Origin of the sequence: Parafrigoribacterium mesophilum, assembly GCF_039652555.1 — a bacterium.
In the GTDB taxonomy this organism is placed as follows: Bacteria; Actinomycetota; Actinomycetes; order Actinomycetales; family Microbacteriaceae; genus Parafrigoribacterium; species Parafrigoribacterium mesophilum.
This window is the reverse complement of sequence record NZ_JBDJAF010000002.1, coordinates 306074-325607: the sequence shown is the minus strand read 5'-3', so window position 1 is coordinate 325607 and position 19534 is coordinate 306074. Positions and strand designations below refer to the sequence as shown.

The 19534-nt window shown below is 64.1% G+C and carries 20 protein-coding genes and 1 tRNA gene; 7 read left to right on the top strand and 14 right to left on the bottom strand.

What is annotated here, in order from left to right:
- Window positions 1-206: 206 nt before the first annotated feature.
- A complete protein-coding gene (locus ABFX56_RS11580; RefSeq protein WP_346233481.1) occupies window positions 207-1544 on the bottom strand; it encodes an Ig-like domain-containing protein in 1338 nt (445 codons plus the stop codon).
- A gap of 192 nt (window positions 1545-1736) precedes the next feature.
- Here ABFX56_RS11580 and ABFX56_RS11575 point away from each other — a divergent pair, with 192 nt between their 5' ends.
- Window positions 1737-2462, top strand: coding sequence for a helix-turn-helix transcriptional regulator (locus tag ABFX56_RS11575; protein WP_346233480.1), 726 nt, complete (start codon window positions 1737-1739; stop codon window positions 2460-2462).
- Here the strand turns inward: ABFX56_RS11575 and ABFX56_RS11570 are convergent.
- Window positions 2459-2596 carry a hypothetical protein gene (locus ABFX56_RS11570; RefSeq protein ID WP_346233479.1) on the bottom strand — a complete coding sequence of 46 codons (138 nt, stop codon included), beginning with the start codon at window positions 2594-2596 and terminating at the stop codon, window positions 2459-2461. The two genes, ABFX56_RS11575 and ABFX56_RS11570, sit on opposite strands and share 4 nt — an antisense overlap.
- A gap of 482 nt (window positions 2597-3078) precedes the next feature.
- Here ABFX56_RS11570 and ABFX56_RS11565 point away from each other — a divergent pair, with 482 nt between their 5' ends.
- Together ABFX56_RS11565 and ABFX56_RS11560 are read left to right on the top strand one after the other, a co-directional pair.
- On the top strand, window positions 3079-3888 hold the full coding sequence (locus ABFX56_RS11565; RefSeq protein WP_346233478.1) for an SGNH/GDSL hydrolase family protein: 810 nt from the start codon (window positions 3079-3081) through the stop codon (window positions 3886-3888).
- A gap of 573 nt (window positions 3889-4461) precedes the next feature.
- A complete protein-coding gene (locus ABFX56_RS11560; protein WP_346233477.1) occupies window positions 4462-5121 on the top strand; it encodes a GDSL-type esterase/lipase family protein in 660 nt (219 codons plus the stop codon).
- A 495-nt stretch (window positions 5122-5616) separates the two neighbouring features.
- Here the strand turns inward: ABFX56_RS11560 and fliG are convergent, their stop codons facing one another.
- From fliG to ABFX56_RS11545, 3 genes are all read right to left on the bottom strand, one after another.
- Window positions 5617-6648 carry a flagellar motor switch protein FliG gene (gene fliG, locus ABFX56_RS11555; protein ID WP_428834437.1) on the bottom strand — a complete coding sequence of 344 codons (1032 nt, stop codon included), beginning with the start codon at window positions 6646-6648 and terminating at the stop codon, window positions 5617-5619.
- A gap of 224 nt (window positions 6649-6872) precedes the next feature.
- Complete coding sequence (locus ABFX56_RS11550; RefSeq protein ID WP_346233475.1) at window positions 6873-7178, bottom strand: hypothetical protein; 306 nt, start codon at window positions 7176-7178, stop codon at window positions 6873-6875.
- Between the two features lie 675 nt (window positions 7179-7853).
- Window positions 7854-7929, bottom strand: a tRNA-Lys gene (locus ABFX56_RS11545).
- A 125-nt stretch (window positions 7930-8054) separates the two neighbouring features.
- Here ABFX56_RS11545 and bcp point away from each other — a divergent pair.
- Window positions 8055-8531 carry a thioredoxin-dependent thiol peroxidase gene (bcp, locus tag ABFX56_RS11540; protein WP_346233474.1) on the top strand — a complete coding sequence of 159 codons (477 nt, stop codon included), beginning with the start codon at window positions 8055-8057 and terminating at the stop codon, window positions 8529-8531.
- 10 nt (window positions 8532-8541) lie between these two features.
- On the opposite strand, the gene panD is transcribed toward bcp, so the two are convergent.
- Both panD and ABFX56_RS11530 read right to left on the bottom strand, forming a co-directional pair.
- A complete protein-coding gene (gene panD, locus ABFX56_RS11535) occupies window positions 8542-8949 on the bottom strand; it encodes an aspartate 1-decarboxylase (RefSeq protein WP_346233473.1) in 408 nt (135 codons plus the stop codon).
- 38 nt (window positions 8950-8987) lie between these two features.
- Window positions 8988-9416, bottom strand: a complete 429-nt coding sequence (locus ABFX56_RS11530; protein ID WP_346233472.1) for a hypothetical protein — start codon at window positions 9414-9416, stop codon at window positions 8988-8990.
- Between the two features lie 160 nt (window positions 9417-9576).
- Here ABFX56_RS11530 and ABFX56_RS11525 point away from each other — a divergent pair, with 160 nt between their 5' ends.
- On the top strand, window positions 9577-9825 hold the full coding sequence (locus tag ABFX56_RS11525) for a WhiB family transcriptional regulator (protein ID WP_346233471.1): 249 nt from the start codon (window positions 9577-9579) through the stop codon (window positions 9823-9825).
- 18 nt (window positions 9826-9843) lie between these two features.
- Here the strand turns inward: ABFX56_RS11525 and ABFX56_RS11520 are convergent, their stop codons facing one another.
- The 3 genes from ABFX56_RS11520 to ABFX56_RS11510 are packed head-to-tail and all read right to left on the bottom strand — an operon-like array spanning window position 9844 to window position 13268.
- Window positions 9844-11337 carry a sensor histidine kinase gene (locus tag ABFX56_RS11520; protein ID WP_346233470.1) on the bottom strand — a complete coding sequence of 498 codons (1494 nt, stop codon included), beginning with the start codon at window positions 11335-11337 and terminating at the stop codon, window positions 9844-9846.
- 5 nt (window positions 11338-11342) lie between these two features.
- Window positions 11343-12617, bottom strand: coding sequence for a CpaE/TadZ family protein (locus ABFX56_RS11515; protein ID WP_346233469.1), 1275 nt, complete (start codon window positions 12615-12617; stop codon window positions 11343-11345).
- A gap of 3 nt (window positions 12618-12620) precedes the next feature.
- On the bottom strand, window positions 12621-13268 hold the full coding sequence (locus ABFX56_RS11510; protein WP_346233468.1) for an SAF domain-containing protein: 648 nt from the start codon (window positions 13266-13268) through the stop codon (window positions 12621-12623).
- Between the two features lie 126 nt (window positions 13269-13394).
- Here ABFX56_RS11510 and ABFX56_RS11505 point away from each other — a divergent pair, with 126 nt between their 5' ends.
- Window positions 13395-13709 carry a helix-turn-helix domain-containing protein gene (locus ABFX56_RS11505; RefSeq protein WP_346233467.1) on the top strand — a complete coding sequence of 105 codons (315 nt, stop codon included), beginning with the start codon at window positions 13395-13397 and terminating at the stop codon, window positions 13707-13709.
- Here ABFX56_RS11505 and ABFX56_RS11500 read toward each other — a convergent pair.
- Window positions 13685-14335 carry a hypothetical protein gene (locus ABFX56_RS11500; RefSeq protein ID WP_346233466.1) on the bottom strand — a complete coding sequence of 217 codons (651 nt, stop codon included), beginning with the start codon at window positions 14333-14335 and terminating at the stop codon, window positions 13685-13687. The two genes, ABFX56_RS11505 and ABFX56_RS11500, sit on opposite strands and share 25 nt — an antisense overlap.
- A 111-nt stretch (window positions 14336-14446) precedes the next feature.
- Here ABFX56_RS11500 and ABFX56_RS11495 point away from each other — a divergent pair, with 111 nt between their 5' ends.
- On the top strand, window positions 14447-14968 hold the full coding sequence (locus ABFX56_RS11495; RefSeq protein ID WP_346233465.1) for an Rv3235 family protein: 522 nt from the start codon (window positions 14447-14449) through the stop codon (window positions 14966-14968).
- A 21-nt stretch (window positions 14969-14989) separates the two neighbouring features.
- Here the strand turns inward: ABFX56_RS11495 and secA are convergent, their stop codons facing one another.
- The 3 genes from secA to ABFX56_RS11480 all read right to left on the bottom strand — a co-directional run bounded on the left by secA (window position 14990) and on the right by ABFX56_RS11480 (window position 19428).
- The gene (gene secA, locus ABFX56_RS11490; protein WP_346233464.1) at window positions 14990-17818 is read right to left on the bottom strand and encodes a preprotein translocase subunit SecA; all 2829 of its coding nucleotides are present in this window, start codon (window positions 17816-17818) and stop codon (window positions 14990-14992) included.
- 116 nt (window positions 17819-17934) lie between these two features.
- Window positions 17935-18621, bottom strand: coding sequence for a ribosome hibernation-promoting factor, HPF/YfiA family (gene hpf, locus ABFX56_RS11485; protein WP_346233463.1), 687 nt, complete (start codon window positions 18619-18621; stop codon window positions 17935-17937).
- 93 nt (window positions 18622-18714) lie between these two features.
- A complete protein-coding gene (locus ABFX56_RS11480; protein ID WP_346233462.1) occupies window positions 18715-19428 on the bottom strand; it encodes a ComF family protein in 714 nt (237 codons plus the stop codon).
- Between the last annotated feature and the right edge of the window lie 106 nt (window positions 19429-19534).

The following is a 19534-nucleotide window of genomic DNA, read 5'->3' as shown; positions in this document are numbered from 1 at the left end:
GGCGGCGCCCACGGTGATCGCTGATCTCTGTTTCCTGGTCGATGACAAGTCACCGGAACGATCAGATTATTGACCAGCTATCGCTAGGCGGGGTCAGCATACAACTTCGTCGAATAAAGGTACAGACCCGCCTGACTCGAACAGGTGATCTCCCCGGTCCAGGACCTGGGAGATCACCTGTTATTGGCGTGGCGCCGACATGCTGGCTACGGGCGCTTCACGGTGATGACCGTCCCGTCGCTGTCACCCTCGGAATCGCTGTTTTCCGTCGGCTGGTATATCGAGGAGGCCGCCGTGACGTCGGTGACCGTGAACATCGTCGACTTGGTCGTCTTCTTGACGAAGAAGTCCGACACCGTGCAGCTGCCGTCCGCCGCCGTGATGCAGGTCTCCGTTCCGGTTCGCCCGCTGAACGTTCCGCTGACGGATGCGCCCGCGACGTGGGCCCCGTTCGAATCCAACACCGTAATGGTCACCTGCGGTTGCCAGTACGGCGACGATGCCGCGCTGACGTTGTCCAAATCCACAACATGATGGGTCACGGGCGCCGGAGTCGGAGTCGGTGTGGGCTCCGGAAGCGTGCCAGTGCCTTCCGGCTTGTTGAGCGTGACGTACACGGCATTTCCGTCCCACTCCATCCCGTCCTTGATGAGCCAAATCGCGTGGAAGGTGTCGTCTATGTGCGAAATAGTGGATCGGGCGCTGACCGTGCACGTGCCGTCGGCTGCAGTGACGCAACTCTGACCGTAGGAGTCGGTGAACGTTCCGTTCACGGTTGCGCCGGCAACGGGGGCTCCCGCCTGGTCCTTGATCGTGACGGTCGCTTGGGGTAGCCAGTACCCTGATTCAGCGGCGGGGATGCTGGCGTCAGTGGCGCTATCAATGATGATGGTCGGCAGCGCGGGAGGCGCGGGGAAATCGGCACAGTATCCGATTTGGAAGTAGTCCGGTGCGGTCTCGGCAAGATTCAGCGACCCCGAGCTGATCAGTTCATGTGACCCGTGGGCGTAGTAGAGGTTGCTGGCGGCGTCGTAGTCCACGATTTGGCTGTCCGACGTGAGACGATCAACGGACCAATCGGTGCAGACGAACTGGCTTCCCTTTTTCATCACCAGGGCGGAGTATGTGGCACTGCCAAACACCGACGAGATGGTGTCCGGGCTGGAGACGAGGCCGGAGACGCGGTACGAATGGGTGCTGCCATCGGCACCGTTGAAGTCCACCCAGCCCGACCCATAGAGGAAGGTGCCGGAGGCTGCTGGGCACCATGCGTCTTCGTAGTCGGGGTAGACCTGGCAGGTGGAGGTGTAGGTACCGTCAATGTCGAGGGTGATCAGCCCAGTTCCACCGTGGGAGACGGTCCACTGCCCGTCAATACTGGTAACCGCCTCGGCGGGTTGCGGGGCGGCCATCATTGCAATGCCCATGGCCAGAGCCGAGGCCATGGCCAGGACTGCGCCCAGCCGCTTCCTATCCCGGCGGTGTCGTGAGGCATCCGGCGGTTCGTCGTCGCCGGCGATACGGGGGACTAGTGATGTGAACATGGTGTTCCTTTCGATCCGGTCAGCAGCGACGTCGCATCGTGAGCGCCGGGGGGCGCCACTAACACTAATAGATGTTAGTTTTAGAGTGTAGACCCCGCGCCCGCACCGGTGTCAATGGCGTCATCGTGCGGACGCGGCCTAATTCTCGACTCCACCCAGTCGGTCAAAACTGTTCGGTTATAGAATTCGCTCATGCCCGGTGACAAGTCTTCGCTCGACGCAGACGTGCTAGCCCGGCTGGGCAGCCTGGACGATCCGGTGCGCCGACGCCTGTATGAATACGTCTGTGATTGCGACCAGCCCGCGGGCCGCGATCAAGCTGCGGCGGCGACAGGGATCAGCCGCACTCTGGCGGCCTACCACTTAGACAAGCTCGTGAAGGCCGGACTCTTGAGCGCCACTTACGCCCGCCCACCCGGGCGCAGCGGGCCCGGAGCCGGACGCCCGGCCAAGGTCTACAGTCGTGCCGAGCGGGAACTCTCCCTGAGCGTGCCGCCGCGCAACTATCCGTTGCTCGCCCGACTGCTGGTCTCCTCCGTAGACCGGGACCCCACCGGTTCGGTAGGCGCGGCGGTGAATCAGGCGGCGTTCGAAACCGGTCGCAGCGCGGGCGCAGACGCACATGGCGACCTGTTAGCAACGCTACGTAGCTGCGGATATCAACCCCGCACCACGGATGATGGCCGCATCGAGCTGTGCAACTGCCCGTTCCACACCCTCTCCCAAGATCACCGCGACGTGGTCTGCACCTTGAACCTGCAGCTCATCGAGGGTGTCTTGGCCAGTGGCGATCATCGGCAGATCCACGCCGAACTAGCCTTCCGCCCAAACCGCTGTTGCGTGGAGCTCACGAACTCGGAATGGGTGAATTCAGACGGTCGCCCGAACTTATTGCAGCAAAAGCAGTCGGGCGACTAACCCTTCTGGCCCTTCGTGACAATGAACGAGGTGGCCGATCCATCGAGACTGACGGTAACTGTCTGCCCGGCAGCGTTCGTGGCCGCTTGGGCCTGCTGGGGCAGTGCTACCAACACGGCAGCAGTCAGCAACATGGCGGCAGTAAGCACGCCAATCTGACGAGTGATGGTGCACGCGTAATTCCTGGCTGAGTCGAACATGGCGTTCCCTTCGGTGGGGTGAGGAGCCGGGCGGGTGAAATTGATGTCTAGCTCCAATGAATATTGGTTTTAGAATTCACCCGCTGCCGACTCTTGTCAAGAAGCTTTGGAGCCGGATGGCATGCCGCTACCCACCAAGACTGGTGCGGTGGCCAGGAGCGGGTTCATTCCGGATAAATAGCAGTCACTTCAGCGCCGAGATCTAACCAAGGCCAACCACATCAGTTTCAGCTCGAGTAGGAACATCATTACTGCTTCGTCTCGGCCGGAGGACACGTTTGGTTACCAGAGAAGTTGCGTCCCTACAAGAGGGGGTGCGGTGCATGGTCAGCCAAAATATCCCCCAAAGTACTATCAGTGACAGACCCTTCGCTTCCGCGAAACCCGAGGTCTAGGCACACTGTTCTTGAGGACCAATGGTTGCAGGCGAAGGCACGATGGCGTCGGCGCGAGTCTGGCTGGCTGCGGTGCTCTGCCATATTTCAGCCAAGCCAATCATGCGACTGTGGCGGTTAGCAACACAGGCGACATGGTCTATGTCGCCTTGTGCGGATGACCCGCCGTATACCTACGTGGAAGGCCCTGACCCGATACGCGTGCTGCTTTTGGGCGGGAACGCCGTCGCAGGATTCGGCGTTCTCACTCACGAGTTGGGCCTCGTAGGGCAAATCGGTCGACAGCTTGCGCACGCTACTGGTCGGGGTATCGAGGTGGAAGCCTGCGGTCGGGTGGGGATGACCATTAATGAACTGGTGAGCCGCGTCGCCACGCTACCTCGAGTTCGTACCGGCATAGTAGTGATTGCGCTCGGAATCAACGACATCCTCCGGATGACGTCCTTGCGCAGTTGGGCGCGGGACCTGAACCGTTTGTTCGATCTGGTCCGTGAAGATAGGGCTGAGAACGTCCAGATCGTCGTTGTGAAAGCGCCGTCACTGCACAAGAACATTGTGTTCGCGTGGTTGCCGCAGCGGATCGTAGTTTGGCAATCCCAGCTCCTTAATGAAGCAACCAGGCGGATATGCAGCCGATTGGATTACGTCACCCTCGTGCCCTCACCGATGACAGACGACGCACACTGGCCGGGGATGGATGGTGGCAGTGCCGATAGCTACCGAAGGTGGGCCTCCGAACTCACCATTCACATGAAACACGCGGCACTCTATTTGGGGCACACACAGGCGCAGCACGATGCCCGGCGTCAAATAAAGCCGGAATACCAGTAGCTACCCCTCCATGCTTCAACTTGTTCCCGCCGGCTATGGGGCATCCTGGGGCCGCCGAAACTCTTGCGAGAGGCGACCGTAACGGTGCGGTGCAGTGCGAACACCCGACCCGGGCGACTCCAGCCGATACATGCATGGCAAGCCCTTTGAGAGTATTGCCCAAAACTGGGGGTACCGCCCAGACGTGACGGCAAGTCACGATGGGTAGCCTGGGTATTAGATCGTTCGCATTCGCGGTTCCCGAGATCCTGAGATTACAAGCTTGAGGTTTTCGGTGCCTGCTCCCCAAGAATCCTTCATCGCGCTTACTGCGTCCGCCTCGTCGACTCGTGTCGACAGTGTCTTGGAATTGGTTGCAGATTGTGGTTCGGGTGACATCACGCGGATCGCGGGGCACACCGTATCGTGAGCCGGGGTGAATTGCTCATTCACTCGGTATTGAGACCCTTTATGCGGCTGTGGCACCTTGGAGTATCCGACTCGTGGCCAAATGCACCCTGGGCACAGGATCCGCCGTATGGATATCTCCCGGGCCCTAGCCCCGTCCGGATACTCCTTCTAGGAGGCGGGAGCGTGGCCGGCTTCGGTGTGCTAACCCACCAATTAGGACTTCTGGGCCATCTCAGCAGACAGTTGGCCAGCGTGACAGGGCGCGGGGTGGAGATCGAGGCCTGTGCGGGTGCCGGGATGACTCTCCACACGTTGGTTGGCCGGGTCCAGAACCTGCCGGCAGTTCGCTCAGATGTGGTTCTGGTGATGGTGGGCATCGACGACGCCCTACGACTAACCGCGCCACGTTTCTGGAAAAGAGACCTTCGAACGTTGCTCGACGTGCTTCATAGTGACGCGGCGGAGGACATCCAGGTCTTTCTGGTAGCCATACCCGTATTGAAGCACTTGCAAAGTCTCGCTCCACTGCCCAGGTTTGTTGCTGACTGGCAGTCGCGTCTACTTAACGAAGCCACCGACTTGGTATGCCGCGATCGTGACTATGTCACGCAAATGCCTTTCCCCTCGCACGAGCATGATGGTGCGCTGATTGCACTCGCCGGCGGTTCCGAAAGCTACTACCGGTGGTCGACCCAGCTTGCACCTCCCCTTGCCGCTGCGATCAACCATGCACCGCAATACCGGAGGGAGAGCACGGGGCCGAAGGAACTCCGGGCGAAGCGGGTGCTCCGACGACTCCACCGCACGACGAATCCGAATAATTCATTTCAAACAACGGAGTAACACGATGCACCCACCGATTGTATGCAGACGCCGGATATTCCAAGAACGGTACCAACAGAGAGGATGTGTTTGTGGTTTGCCCTGAGTGTGGGTTACCTGCCCGGGAGGTGGCTAATCCGTTCCATGGGACCGGCATGGCCGTGCACCAGAATCTGATCGATTGCCCCCACTGCCAAAAAATATTCATCCAGACAAATCTGGCCAAACAGCCACCCGGCGAAACTGCTATTGGGCAGCGGCGCCGCCCAAGTGGTCTCGTCTGGAGACTTCGATCCGTTCTTGGAAAAAGCTGATCCCAGAATCGATGACGCCCGAGGTCAGAGCATATCGCTGCACCGGCCTGTCAGCGGACGATTCGCAGTTCGTCGGATACGGGTAGTCGACATTCCGCTAGTTGGCGGTGGCCTTCATCGAGATCTCCTTTATGGAGTCGGCCAACTGGCAACAAAGGCATCCAGCACGCGAGCACCTCGTCGAAATAGGCTCGCGTTTGCCTCAGTAAATATAGTCTTCCTCGTTACGCTGCACTCGGATGCTACCCTCGGCCACTAACTCGCGGATAGATTTCACGATCACCGCCCTGGCATCCTCCACCTGGGACGCTCGTGCCGGACCCATCTTCCCGATCTCGTCGTCGAGGAATTCGCGCTTCCGCACGGACAGGTTCATTCGAATTGCCTCGATCACCAGCGGTGATGATCCCTTCATTGCCAGAGCGAGGACGCTCGGATCGATGCTGTGCACCACCCGCTGTACGTCAAGTGGATCCAGTTTGACGATGTCAGCGAAGGTAACCAAGCGCGAACGCACCTCTTCAGCCAATTCTGGATCGCGCTGGTCGAGTCCCTCCATAAGAGCACGTTCGACAGCAACATCCGCCCGATTGATGATGTCAACCAGCGGTTGCACTCCCCCGACGATCTCGATCGGGCCGCGCGGGGCTACGACGGCACCGGCACGCAGTTTCAACGTCTCCGCGACGACACTCACCGCCTCCGGGGTCGCCGATCCCATGGTCGCAATACTCCGGGCCACATCGGTACGCACCGTATCCTCGAACCCCGCAAGCACCGCAGAAGCGTGCTCCGGGCGCAAGTGCGCGAGCACTAGAGCAATGGTTTGCGGCAGTTCGCCATCCAAAAGGGTGACGATCTGTCCCGGCTCGGCCGCGTCGAGGAACTCGAACGACTTCCCTGCCATCGACGAGGCGAGCCGATTCATCATGCCGGCCGCTTTGTCCGCGCCAAACGATGCCTCCAGCAATCCCACGGCAAACTCGCGGCCCCCACGCTGGTGCACGCGACCCTGAAGCGCCATTTCATGGAACTCTGTGAGCGTTTGACTTGCTACATCCGCATCGACCCGCCGCAAACGCACGATCTCCGCTGTAATCTCGTCGGCTTCCGTCTCGGAAAACTGCATCATCACCCGCGCAGCACGTTCCTGATGCATGTTCATCAGCACCACAGCAACCTTTTGGGTACCGGTTAGCTCTCCTTTTCCGACACTCACGCGACCAACAGCCAATCAACCAACAACCCGCGCACGAATTCCACTACTTCCCTCACCAGCGTCCGAACCAAACTCATCAATACCTTTTCGCCGCACCACCGCCGGGTACCGAGCACGCTCCGGGGACGAAACCACCGGGAGTGCCTGCTCCGCATCCCTGACAAACCGCCAGCGGCCGTCTGCCCCGGGAAGTGAAAGGTTTGTGGAAGCTCGCAGCAATCTGACTGATGGTGCCCACCTCAGATGACTCCAGCGGAGCGCATCCGCTGCATTATTTCCGGCCGTTCTTTGAGGACAGCAGCACCCGAGTTGGTAACTTTTAGATCGTCGCCTAAATCTTCCAAGAGACCGGATGCGAGCAAAATCTCCACAACCCTCGGGTGCATCGAGGACCGCGGCGGATCGTCGAGGAATATGAGCGCTGGCTTTTGGGGCGTCTTGTGCCGCCATTCGCGCAAACCCCAGGCGTGGATCCGGGCAAGCGTATACCAGCAGGTGATGGTCAGCTCCGACTCGGTCCCGTCGTTCACCTTTATCGAACTCATGGTTGGCCCCAGTCGGCGGCAGCCAAGTTTTCGCAACCACCACGGTGCCGAAGCATGGCCGAGGCAGAGAATTTGTACGCCGAGATTGGCACCGACGTCAGTTGACCGCAGAAGGGGCTGCCGAGTATCCAGACAGGAGGGTCCCAATGCCGACGACTGGCCTGCCGCGCCAACCAGCTCTCGCTGGAATTGTGCACTCGAACAGTCAGACACAAAGCAGCATCCGCACCACCTACACAGAAATGGTGGGCGTCGGTAAATATCAAGCTGGGATCCCTTGGCAGCAGTGCAATACGAGAAATGGTAATGAGTGCGATTCGCAGCCCACCTACGGCCGGGAGCGGCCATCAGGGCAGCGACTCAACTCATCGCGCAAAATCGGGCTGCGCAACGGGAGTAGCTCTTATATTATTCCTCATCTCTACTCGTCCGATACAGCCCCAAAACTGGGGGGGACAACGCCATCCCCCCATTCACCAACCCGAAGACGCAGCCGTAGCCGCTCCCGGCCGTAGGTGGCTTGAGCGCACCCGATGGCGACGAGCATCTCATCAAGCGGGGCAACGGCCTGCCGGGAGACACAATCGAGTTCTGTAACCCATTCGGGCGCATGTCGGTCAACGACATTGAGCCAGATCACTAGTACCTAAACGGCTATGTTTCCACCCAAACCAATGGTGCACCCCCCGGGACTTGAACCCGGAACCCACTGATTAAGAGTCAGTTGCTCTGCCAATTGAGCTAGAGGTGCGTGGCTGCGGCTCGAACATGAGCCGAGAAGCAACGATAGCATTACGCCGCCGACGGGTGCGAATTGGCGGGGAGCATCCGTGCGTTTCGTAGAATGGGACGACCACCTCTGTCAGGAGAATCCGTATGGCATCCACCAAACTCGCCCCCGGCGATTCCGCCCCGGCTTTCACCCTCAACGACCAGGACGGCAACTCCGTTTCGCTGGCCGATTTCGCCGGCAAGAAGGTCATCGTCTACTTCTACCCGGCCGCCAGCACCCCCGGCTGCACCACAGAGGCCTGCGATTTCCGGGACAACATCAACTCGCTGAAGTCCTCCGGATACCAAGTGCTCGGCGTCTCGAAGGACGACCTGCCGCCACTGAAAAAGTTCCAGAAAGAGCAGGGTCTGAATTTCCCACTGCTGAGTGACCCGAGCCTGGACGTGCACAACGCGTACGGCGCCTACGGCGAGAAGTCGCTCTACGGCAAGATCGTCACCGGCACGCTGCGGTCGACGTTCGTGCTCGACGAGTCCGGCACGATCGAGCACGCGCTCTACAACGTGAAGGCAACCGGGCACGTCGCCTCGCTGCGCAAGAAGCTCGGCCTCGACGCCTGACCGTGCGCCGTTAGAAGCGGTGCGGGGTGGTGAGGAGCCCTTCGGGGGCGGATGCGGCGTCTGCGCCGATCTCGACGACTCGGTTCTCGGCATCCACGTGAACGACCTTCGGCTGGAACGAGCGCGCTTCCTCGGCCTCGAACAGGCCGTACGCCATGATGATGACGAGGTCACCGGGGTGCACGAGGTGGGCCGCGGCCCCGTTGATCGCGATGACGCCGCTGCCCGGCTCACCCGTGATCGCGTACGTCTCCAGTCGTGCGCCGTTGGTGACATCCACAATCGACAGCAACTCGCCGGAAAGGATGCCAGAGGCATCCAGAAGGTTCTTGTCGATCGTGATCGACCCGACGTAGTTCAGGTCGGCGTGGGTGACCGTCGCCCGATGGATTTTCGCCGTCAACAGTGTCTTCAACATCAGGTTCAAGGCTACCCGGTGCTCCGCCGGCGCCGGGCTCAGGGATCGCGTCGGGTGGCGGCCAGCACGGACGGAGTGAACAGCAAGACGATCACCACGACCGCCGGCACGATGAGGAACCACCCGACGTCTTCGCGGGCGAACAGCCCCTGCAGGCTGCCGATGCCGAGGCCGATCTGCAGCACTTGCCACACCATCGCCGCCGCGCGCACCCAGGGCCGGCCGCGAAGCGTGTTCACCGCGACCATGACGAGCCACGCCGCGGCGAGGGCGGTGAGCGCGAAAATCGCCACGGCAGCGGCGTAGGACTGCGGGGTTTCGGCGAGAAGTTCGACCAGCAGGAAGACGGCGGCGGCGGCGAGTGCGGCGGCTTCGGCCACGAGCAGGACGACCAAGATCCTCACTAGCACGGGGGCACGCATCCGCCCCTCGTCGGGCGCCGGGGCCGGGTCATTCTTTTCGCTCACAGGGAGATCCGATACAAAACTATTGATTTGCTACAACCAGTGTGAGATTCTAGCTGAGGTCGATTTGTTCCTCACAGGGCTGTGAGCATATCCCAAAACCCTCTTCGTCATCCCGTTACGGGTCTAGACCTATGCATCACACCTGAAGGAGTACCTATTCATGGATTGGCGCGATAAAGCAGCCTGCCTCACCGTCGACCCCGAACTGTTCTTCCCGGTAGGAAACACCGGCCCCGCGGTCGACCAGATCGAAAAGGCGAAGGCAGTCTGCGGTCGTTGCACAGTCAGCGAGCAGTGCCTGCAGTACGCACTGGAGACCAACCAGGATTACGGCGTCTGGGGCGGGCTCAGTGAAGACGAGCGACGTGCGCTCAAGCGCCGTGCCGCCCGCGCCCGCAGGGCCTCCTAGCTCGCTCTTCGTGAGCCGCTAGCTCTTCGTGAGCCAGGCCAGCGGAATGTCGATGGTCACCTCGGTCCCGCTGCCCACCATCGTGTGCCAGTCGATGGTGCCGCCCAGTTCGCCCTGAATGAGGGTGCGCACGATCTGCGTTCCCAGTCCAGAACCGACCTTGCCCTCAGGCATCCCCGCGCCCGTGTCGCGCACCCGCACGCTGAGCGTGGCGTCGGTGCGTTCCGCCGTGATCTCCACGTTGCCCTCGCGCCCGTCCAGGCCGTGTTCGATCGCGTTGGTCACCAATTCGGTGAGCGCGAGCGACAGCGGCGTCGCATAGGCGCTCGGCAGTTCGCCGAAGCTGCCGGAGAACTTCGGATGCACCTTGGCGTTGTGCGTGGAAGAGATCTCCGCGATGAGCAGCAGCACCCGCTCGAACACCGCGTCGAAGTCCACGTTCTGGCTGAGCCCTTCGCTGAGCGTGTCGTGCACCACCGCGATCGCCGCGACCCGACGCATCGCCTGGGTCAACGACTCCCGCGCGTCATCCGAGTGAGATCGTCGGGCCTGGATGCGCAGCAGTGACGCCACAGTCTGCAGGTTGTTCTTCACCCGGTGATGGATTTCACGGATCGTGGCGTCTTTGGTGAGCAATTCTTGCTCCTGGTGTCGCAGCTCGGTGACGTCCCGGCTGAGCACGATGGCGCCTACCCGCTCGCCGCGATCGCGGATCGGAATCGACCGCAGTGAGACGGTCACTCCCTTCGCCTCGATGTCGGTGCGCCAGGGCGCCCGACCGGTCACCACGAGCGGCAGCGATTCGTCGACGCTGACCTTGCCCGCCAACAGCCCGGTGGTCACCTCGGCCAGCGATTCGCCCTCGAGTTCCCCGCCGAACCCCATCCGGTTGAACGCGGAGAGGCCGTTCGGGCTGGCGAAAGTGACGATGCCGTCCACGTCCAGCCGGATCAGGCCGTCCGAGGCGCGCGGCGCACCGCGGCGCGGGCCGGCCGGGGCACCGAGGTCGGGAAAGTCGCCGACCTCGATCATCGCGAACAAATCGTTGGCGCACTCGTTGAAGGTGAGCTCCTGACGGCTCGGGGTACGCGCCTCGCTCAAGTTGGTGTGCCGGCTGATCACGGCGATCGGATGCTTGGTGGTTTCCGCGCCGCTCGGCGACAGTCGCCGCATCACCGGCACCGCACGCACCCTGGTCGGGGTCTCCTCGAACCAGTCCGGCGAGGCGGAATCGACGATGTGCGCGGTCTCGAACGCCTCGGTGACCTGGGACACCCACTCCGGCCGCACATCCTGCCCGACGAAGTCGCGATAGAACAGGGTGGCGGAGCTGGACGGACGGGCGTGGGCGACGGCGACGAAGCTGCCCTGCGCCGACGGCACCCACAGCACGATGTCCGCGAAGGCGAGGTCCGCCAGCAGTTGCCAGTCCCCCACGAGCAGGTGCAGCCACTCGACGTCGGCTTCCTCGGAGCGCCCCTGCGCTATGACCAGATCACTGAGGGTCGACACGCCCTCTAGGTTAGCCTGCGCTCGGCGATCCTCTGGTGCTGCCCCGTCGGACGGGCCAGCCGTGGCGCCGGCAGCAGCCGTCGCCACCGCATCCAGTGCTGAGCAGATTCGCTCGATGGCGGGATCAGACGGGCCGACACGAACTTGCCGATGGCCAGGTTCGCGGGCGACTTGCGGGCGGCATCCATCAGCGTCTTGCCGCGCAGCACCGCGGCATCCAGCGCCGGCTGGTCGTACGGCACGAGCACCGCGGCGGTGATCCCGCCGAAGCGTTGCAGGGTTTGCGCGACCTGTGCGCCTGGGCCCGGCCCGATCGCACTGGCGCGGATCTTGTTCATCACCACGGTGATCCGGTCCGTCTCCAGGGTCTCGATCAAATCCACGTGGGCGCGCAGGAACCGGGACAGCCCCACCGGATCCGCTGCGCCCACGGCGATGACCCGATCGGCCGCACGCAGCGCCGCGATCGTCGCGGCGTTGCGGCGCGGCGCGAACAGGTCACTGGAGATCTCCTCGTCGCTTTCCAGGCTGGATCCGGTGTCGAGCACCGTGAAGTCGGCCCAGCTACGGCACTCCCGCACCACGGTACCGACCCGTTCCGCAGACAGCTCCGGCCATCGGCTGGCCCGGCCGATGCCGGTGAGCACCCAGAAACTGCCGTGCGCCGACAGGTAGCGTTGCCCGATCCGTTCCAGTTCCAGCTGGGTGAGGCTGTCGGCACCCGCGAGCCGGCATGCGGCCGCGAACCCGGGCGCTTCGTCGAGCAGCCCGAGCGCCGGCGCCACCGCGGCCCCGTGCGTGTCGACGTCGGCGAGCACGACGCTGAAACCGGCGGACGCCAACTGGGCGGCGATGTTGACGGCCAGCGTCGTGCGCCCCGGAGCACCAGCCGGCCCCCAGACCGCCAGCACCTGGCCGCCACCGCGAGGCCCGGTCGACGGCGTGTCGACCCGTTCGAGCAGCGACTCCAACGCGGACCAGCTCGGTTCGCCGACGATGACCTCGTGCAGTCCCAGCGCGCTGGCCCGGCGCCGGTCCCGCTCGGATGCGGCGAAGGCGACGATGCGCACCCCCGCGGCATCGCACTGGGCCAGCAGGTTGGCATCCAGGTAGCCCTCCGCCGCGGACACCGCGACGAGGTTCGGCAGCGTCCCGAGGATGGCCGTCACCAGTTCCACGGCGCTGCGGCACCGCGCTACCACGTCGTAACCGTTGCGGCCGGCCTCACGGGCGAGAGTGTCGTCGGAGGGTTCCGGCACTCCGATCGCTATCGTGGGCACGGTTCAGCCTTTCGCCGGAAGGCTCACCGGAACCACTGACATCGCATCCTGGTTCGCCACCGCCTCCAGCACACTGGCCGTCTTCGAGCGCGACACGAGCAGTTCCACGCTCTGGGTGCTGCCGGCGACCAGGCCATCGGGGGTGATCACCCTGACCACGGTGGCGGAGCTCACGAGCACCGCCGGAGCACCGAACACGCCGTGCTGCTCGGTCTCGTGCGCCGACCACAAATCCACCACCGTCCCGGCGGCCACGGCCTGCGGAAGCTCGCCGTGCACCCCGACCACGACGGAGGCCACGTCCAGCCCCTCGACGCTGCCGACCGCGGACAGCGGCACCAGTTCGCCAGCGGCCACGGCTCTGGTGACCACGACACCGGCCTTCGGCACGTCGGACCGGGTGAGGTACTTGTCGCCGGCCGAGCCCAATCGCACACTCTGTACACCGAAGTCCGCGGCGGCGACCCGGTCGCCTGGACTCAGTGGGCCCGCCGCCGACAGCACCTGCACGGTGCGATCGGCGTTGGAAACGATCCAGAGCACACCGACTACGGAGGCCAGGATCAGGCAGACGCCGATGGCGAACCGTGGATCGAACCAGAACGACCGCGGTGTGCGTTCGGTCACGGGTGCCGTGTTTTTGCGGGGCATCGGCGATCTCCTTCGGTTCCCGGGCTCCCACCAGGGGTGATCTCTATGGTCGCCGCCCGCGCCCTGCGGCGCCGAAAGTTATCCACAGCCCCGTTCCGCCGTGCCCGGCTCACCCATAATCGAGACATGAACGACACCAACCCCGCCGGCACCCTCGCCCGGTTCCTCACCTTGGCCGACACCGCGGAACTGCTCAACGTTTCGGCGAGCCAGGCCTACGCGCTGGTGCGCTCCGGCGAGTTGCCGGCGATCAAGGTCGGCGGACGTGGGCAGTGGCGGGTGGAACGCAGTGTGCTGGAGTCCTACATCGAGGCCAAGTACGAGGAGTCGCGACGGCTCAGCCTGTGGAACCAGTCAGACCTGGGCAGCATCCCGGAGTTACTCGGCGGCCGAGGCGGTCACCGCAGCACCGGTGATCACAGCAGCACCAGCAGGAGCTGATCCAGCGGGATCATCCGGTAGGAGAACACGGCGGAGTCCCTCCGTGCGGCACCCGACTCGTGCACGGCGAGATCGAAGTGATCCCGGCCGACCCGGTCGATGGTGCCGTGCAGATCGCCGTCGGCAAGGCGCACGCTCACCTCGCGGCGACGGCGGCACAGGTCACGTAACACGAACGTGAGGCCGAGCCGGCTGGTGATCCCTGGCTCGGCATCCCGGGGTGATGGTGGGTTCAGGCTCTGCTGCACCTGGGGCGGGGTGAGGATGATGCCGGCGATGGCGGGGAAGGGCAGCACGCACTGGGCGCGCCGGGTGGAATCGTCCAGGAGGTCCGCGGACAGCCAGTCCTTGCCGATGGCCACTGGGCGCAGTGACAGGCTCTGCCCGCCGCGCAGGGTGAAACGGATGCCGTAAGCCGGGTCGAATTTCTGCGCGTGGAGGATTGCCGTGATCCGGTCGCGCAGCCCGAGCCGGCCGAGGCGCAAGCGCTCCTCCTCGGCCTTCAGGTCGAGCTCCTCAGCCGTCAGCCCCTGTTCGAGCTGACTTTCGAGGTCATCAAAGAGGTTGTCCCAGCGCATAGATGCGACCGTAGCCACCCGCACCGACACCCGGGCGATGTTATCCACAGCCCCGCAGTGGGGCGTGGACATCCGATGGTCGAGTCTGCTTAAGTTCTTGTCCATTACGCGACCCCCGTTATGGGGTAGACCGGACCGGCATGAGACCTGGGAGCAACCGTGACTAACGCGCTCAATCCCGACCAGACGCAACCCGACCAGACGCAACCCGATCAAACGCACGCCGGCCGGACGCACGGCCGCCAGACGCGATCTCGCGAGTCGACGTCGCCGGGCAAAATCATCCATCAGCACTTCGAGTCCGACGAGTTCTTCGGACATCAGCCTGCGCAGCGGTCGGCTCTGCCCGATCCGCAGCCGCTGCTGGAAAATCTCACCCGCTGTGTTATCGAGATCCTCGCCGGAGCCCGCGACCTGGAGCAGATTTCACGGTGGGTCACCGACGACGTGTACCGACACCTGCTGAAACGGGTGGTGCTGTCGGCCCGGGCGCGGCAAGCCAAGGGGCAGCCCGGCGCTCGGCCGACGTTCACGATCGGCTCGACGTCGATGTGCGAGCCGCGCGACGGCGTGGTCGAGGCCGTCGTCGTGGTGCACGGCCGGGTGCGCACCAGGGTCGTGGCGCTTCGGCTCGAGGGGCTCGACCACCGATGGCGGGCGACCGCGATCAACGTGCTGTGAGAGAGCCCGGACGGTACCCGTTCAGTGCTGCGCGCGCTTGCGCTCCTGCGCGCGCCGCTCCGCCCGGTTGCTCGGGGCCGGACCGGCCGGTGGCGCCGCCTTCGTGCCGCCCTGCTGGCCGCTCGGCGCTCCGCGACCGCCGAAGGCAGGACTCAACCCCGGTTCCGCAGCGGCCTGAGCCTGGCGGGCCTTGGCGGTGGCGGCCTGTTCGATCTGGCCGCGCTGGTTGCGCACCTCGACCCCGCCGGCATCCGACGGCGCGGAGTAGCTGAGCTTCTGGTTGCCTGCGCCGGCGCCGCTGAGACCCTTCGCCGCCACCTGCGGAACCGCCGCGGTGGTGTCGCCGCCGGCGTTCACCTCGACTTCCAGGTTGAACAGGAAGCCGATCGACTCTTCGCGGATCTGCTCCATCATGGTCTGGAACAGGGAGAACCCTTCGCGCTGGTACTCCACCAGCGGGTCGCGTTGGGCCATCGCCCGCAGCCCGATGCCGTCTTTCAGGTAGTCCATTTCGTAGAGGTGGTCCCGCCAGCGGCGATCGATCACCGACAGCACAACGCGACGTTCCAGTTCCCGCATCGCCGGTTCGCCGAGCGCTTCGGTGCGGCGCTCGTAGGCGAGCCGGGCATCGGAGAGGATCTCCTCATCCAGCACCTGCCGGGTGATCTGATTGCGCCCGCCGACCTCGTGCACCAGCTCGTCAAGGGTGATCGAAATCGGGTAGAGCAACTTGAGGTCGTTCCACAGAGCCTCCAGATCCCAGTCGTCAGCGTGACCCTCCGAGGTGTGCTCGTCGAGCACGGCGGTGATGACGTCCTGCAGGAAGTTCTGGGTGCGGTCGTGCAGGTCGTCGCCCTCGAGGATGCGGCGACGGTCGCCATAAATCGCCTCGCGCTGCCGGTTCAGCACGTCGTCGTACTTGAGCACGTTCTTGCGGATCTCGGCGTTGCGCGCCTCCACCTGGCCCTGAGCGCTGCGGATGGCGCGGCTGACCACGCGGGACTCGATCGCCAGATCATCCGGCACGTTGCTGCGACCCATCAGCGACTCCGCCGCCGAGGAGTTGAACAGGCGCATCAGGTCGTCGGTGAGCGAGAGGTAGAACCGGCTCTCCCCCGGGTCGCCCTGACGGCCGGACCGGCCGCGCAGCTGGTTGTCGATGCGGCGCGACTCGTGCCGCTCGGTGCCGAGCACGTAGAGCCCGCCGACCTCGATGACCTTCGCGGCCTCCTCCTCGACCGTCTTCTTCACGCTCTCGAACACGGCGTCCCAGGCCGCCTCGTACTCCTCCGGCGTCTCCACCGGGCTGAGGCCCTGTTTGTTCAACTCCGCAACCGAGAGGAACTCGGCGTTGCCGCCGAGCATGATGTCGGTGCCGCGGCCGGCCATGTTGGTGGCGACGGTCACCGATCCGAGCCGCCCGGCCTGCGCGACGATCGCGGCCTCACGGGCGTGGTTCTTCGCGTTGAGCACCTCGTGCTTGACGCCGCGTTTGGCCAGCAGCTTGGAGAGGTACTCGCTCTTCTCCACGCTGGTGGTGCCGACCAGCACCGGCTGGCCCTTCTCGTGCCGCTTCGCGATGTCTTCCACGACCTGCTCGAACTTGGCCTTCTCGTTCTTATAGACGAGGTCGGACTGGTCCATCCGGATCATCGGCTTGTTCGTCGGAATCGGCACCACCCCGAGCTTGTAGGTGCCCATGAATTCGGCCGCCTCGGTCTCGGCGGTTCCGGTCATGCCGGACAGCTTGTCGTAGAGCCGGAAGTAGTTCTGCAGGGTCACCGTGGCCAGGGTCTGGTTCTCCGCCTTGACCGCGACGCCCTCCTTGGCCTCGATCGCCTGGTGGATGCCCTCGTTGTAGCGGCGGCCGAGCAGGATGCGACCGGTGTGCTCGTCGACGATGAGCACCTCACCGTTCATCACCACGTAGTCCTTGTCGCGCTTGAACAACGCGGATGCTTTGATCGCATTGTTGAGGAACGAGATCAGCGGCGTGTTGGCTGATTCGTAGAGGTTGTCGATGCCGAGGTAGTCTTCGACCTTCTCGATGCCGGGCTCTAGCACGCCGACGGTGCGCTTCTTCTCGTCCACCTCGAAGTCCTCGCCGGCAATCAGGTGCTTGGCCAAACCGGCGAACTCGGTGAACCAGCGGTTCGCCTCCCCGGAGGACGGCCCGGAGATGATGAGCGGGGTGCGGGCCTCGTCGATGAGGATGGAGTCCACCTCGTCGACGATCGCGAAGTGGTGGCCGCGCTGCACCATGTCGGCCGCGTCCCAGGCCATGTTGTCGCGCAGATAGTCGAAGCCGAACTCGTTGTTGGTGCCGTAGGTGATGTCGGCGGCGTACTGCTCTTTGCGCTCAGCCGGGGTCTGGCCGGAGATGATGCATCCGGTGGTCATCCCCAGCGCGCGGAACACCCGGCCCATCAGCTCAGACTGGTAGCTGGCCAGATAATCGTTCACGGTCACCACGTGCACGCCGCGGGAGGCGATCGCGTTGAGGTACGCCGGCAGGGTGGCCACCAGGGTCTTGCCTTCACCGGTCTTCATCTCAGCGATGTTGCCCAGGTGCAGCGCAGCGCCGCCCATCAGCTGCACATCGAATGGGCGCATGCCCAGCGTGCGCACGGATGCCTCCCGCACGGCGGCAAACGCCTCGGGCAGCAGGTCGTCCAGCGACTCGCCGTTCACGTACCGCTCGCGCAGTTCGATCGTCTCGTTTTTCAGTTCGTCGTCACTGAGCGCTGTGAAGTCGTCTTCGAGTGCGTTCACAGCCGCGGCGTAACGGTTCAATCGGCGAAGGGTGCGCCCTTCGCCGATTCGAAGAACCCGTTCAAGAACATTGGACACCGATTACTCCAATTTATCGTCTCGGCACTGCCGCTGACCGAAGCGCGACGGCGCTCCGGTCAGCGCAAGTCAACCGACCCTTGTCAGCCGATAACTGTAGCAATCCTAACTGGTAGCTAGCGGCGCACCTTTCGGCCGGCTCTGACCGCGAGGTCGTCCTCGACATCCAAGCCGATCACGCCGTAGTCCCAGCCCTTGCGCCGGTAGACGACGCTCGGCCGGTCCGTTTCGGCGTCGATGAAGAGGTAGAAGTCGTGGCCGACCAATTCCATCCGGTACAGCGCGTCGTCGACCGTCATCGGCGTCGCCGCGAACACCTTCTTTCTTATGACGACGGGGCTCCACTCTTCCTCGTCGGATCGGAGTTGCTCGTCCTGGATGACGTCGATCGCCCCGGTGCGCACCTTCTCCAGGGTCTCTGGAGCCGCCGGAGTGATGTCGACGACGCTGAATCCGGTCGCGCTGGCATCGTGCAGCGAGACCGGGGTGCGCTTGCCGCGGTGCACCTTGGTGCGGTCTTTGGCGCGACGGATGCGCTCGATGAGTTTGGCCATCGCCAGATCGAAGGCGACGTACTTGTCGGTGCCGTGCGACTCTGCACGCACCAACGGACCCGGCCCGACCAGCATCAGCTCGACCTTGTCGTCGCCGTTGGAGCCGTTCTTTTCGTTGTGTCGACTGACCTTCACTTCGAACGCCTGCGCCCTCTCCGCAAGGTGTTCGATCTTTTCGGCCTTCTCCGTCGCGTAATCCCGAAACCGATCCGTGATCCCTAGGTTGCGACCGTTGATGGAAATTTCCATGGAGCCCTCCCGATCCGATCAGCGCGTCGCTCGGAAAACCCAGGCGATGATTCGCGCCTCTTTCAGCAACCGTAGCGTGGCGGGCTGAGCTTGTCATTCATAAGTTCTGGGAACCGCCGGGACGGGCAGAATCCGTTCCGTGAACGCCAGCGTGACGGCCGCCTCGACGTGTCCACCGGCCGCCCGCACGGCCCGTACCGCCTCGGTGAGGGTGGACCCGGTGGTCATGATGTCGTCCACGATCACCACCGCACCGACGCCCGGATGCCGCGCGGCGAGGGAGCCGACGAGGTTGCGGGAGCGTTCGCTGCGCCCGAGTGATTTCTGCTCCTGGTGGGCGCGGGTGTGCCGCAGCAGCCGAACCGGATGTCCGCCGGCCTTGGCCACCAGCAACGTCACCGGATCGTAGCCGCGGCGACGGTAGGCGGCCCGGGTGCTGGGCACCGTGGTGAGGTGCGCGGCGCCGGCCGACACCGTCTGTAGTGCCGTTTCCAATGCCAGCCGCAGCGGGAGGGCGAGGGCGCGCGCGACATCCGTGCGGCCCTGCTCCTTGAAGGCGAGGATCGTGCTGCGCACCGGGCCGGAATACGGCAGGGCGCTGAACACCGGTGTACCGTCCGGCAGCGCGTTCCGCCGCAGGTCCAGTGCCAGCGCCGCGCGGCAGGCCGGGCACAATGCGCGGTCGTCGGCGCCGCAGCCGGCGCAGCTGACCGGCGAGAGCACCGACCAGGCATCCAGGACCGCGTTCCGCAGCGCATCCAGCAGGGCGTTCCGCAGTACCTTTTGGGACGGGTTCTGCGGGTTCATGGTGTCAGGGTGCCGCCGTTCGGGCGCCGCGGCGCCGTCGCATCCGGGAACCGTGCGCCGCGAGCCCTGCGCCCGCCTGGGGAGGAGAAGCGCGGAGAGCAGGCGC

Coding starts and splice junctions, on each gene's coding strand:
- ABFX56_RS11580 (WP_346233481.1), bottom strand. CDS start 1,544: ATGTTCACATCACTAGTCCCCCGTATCGCCGGCGACGACGAACCGCCG.
- ABFX56_RS11575 (WP_346233480.1), top strand. CDS start 1,737: ATGCCCGGTGACAAGTCTTCGCTCGACGCAGACGTGCTAGCCCGGCTG.
- ABFX56_RS11570 (WP_346233479.1), bottom strand. CDS start 2,596: ATGTTGCTGACTGCTGCCGTGTTGGTAGCACTGCCCCAGCAGGCCCAA.
- ABFX56_RS11565 (WP_346233478.1), top strand. CDS start 3,079: ATGGTTGCAGGCGAAGGCACGATGGCGTCGGCGCGAGTCTGGCTGGCT.
- ABFX56_RS11550 (WP_346233475.1), bottom strand. CDS start 7,178: ATGAGTTCGATAAAGGTGAACGACGGGACCGAGTCGGAGCTGACCATC.
- bcp (WP_346233474.1), top strand. CDS start 8,055: ATGGCATCCACCAAACTCGCCCCCGGCGATTCCGCCCCGGCTTTCACC.
- panD (WP_346233473.1), bottom strand. CDS start 8,949: ATGTTGAAGACACTGTTGACGGCGAAAATCCATCGGGCGACGGTCACC.
- ABFX56_RS11525 (WP_346233471.1), top strand. CDS start 9,577: ATGGATTGGCGCGATAAAGCAGCCTGCCTCACCGTCGACCCCGAACTG.
- ABFX56_RS11510 (WP_346233468.1), bottom strand. CDS start 13,268: ATGCCCCGCAAAAACACGGCACCCGTGACCGAACGCACACCGCGGTCG.
- ABFX56_RS11505 (WP_346233467.1), top strand. CDS start 13,395: ATGAACGACACCAACCCCGCCGGCACCCTCGCCCGGTTCCTCACCTTG.
- hpf (WP_346233463.1), bottom strand. CDS start 18,621: ATGGAAATTTCCATCAACGGTCGCAACCTAGGGATCACGGATCGGTTT.
- ABFX56_RS11480 (WP_346233462.1), bottom strand. CDS start 19,428: ATGAACCCGCAGAACCCGTCCCAAAAGGTACTGCGGAACGCCCTGCTG.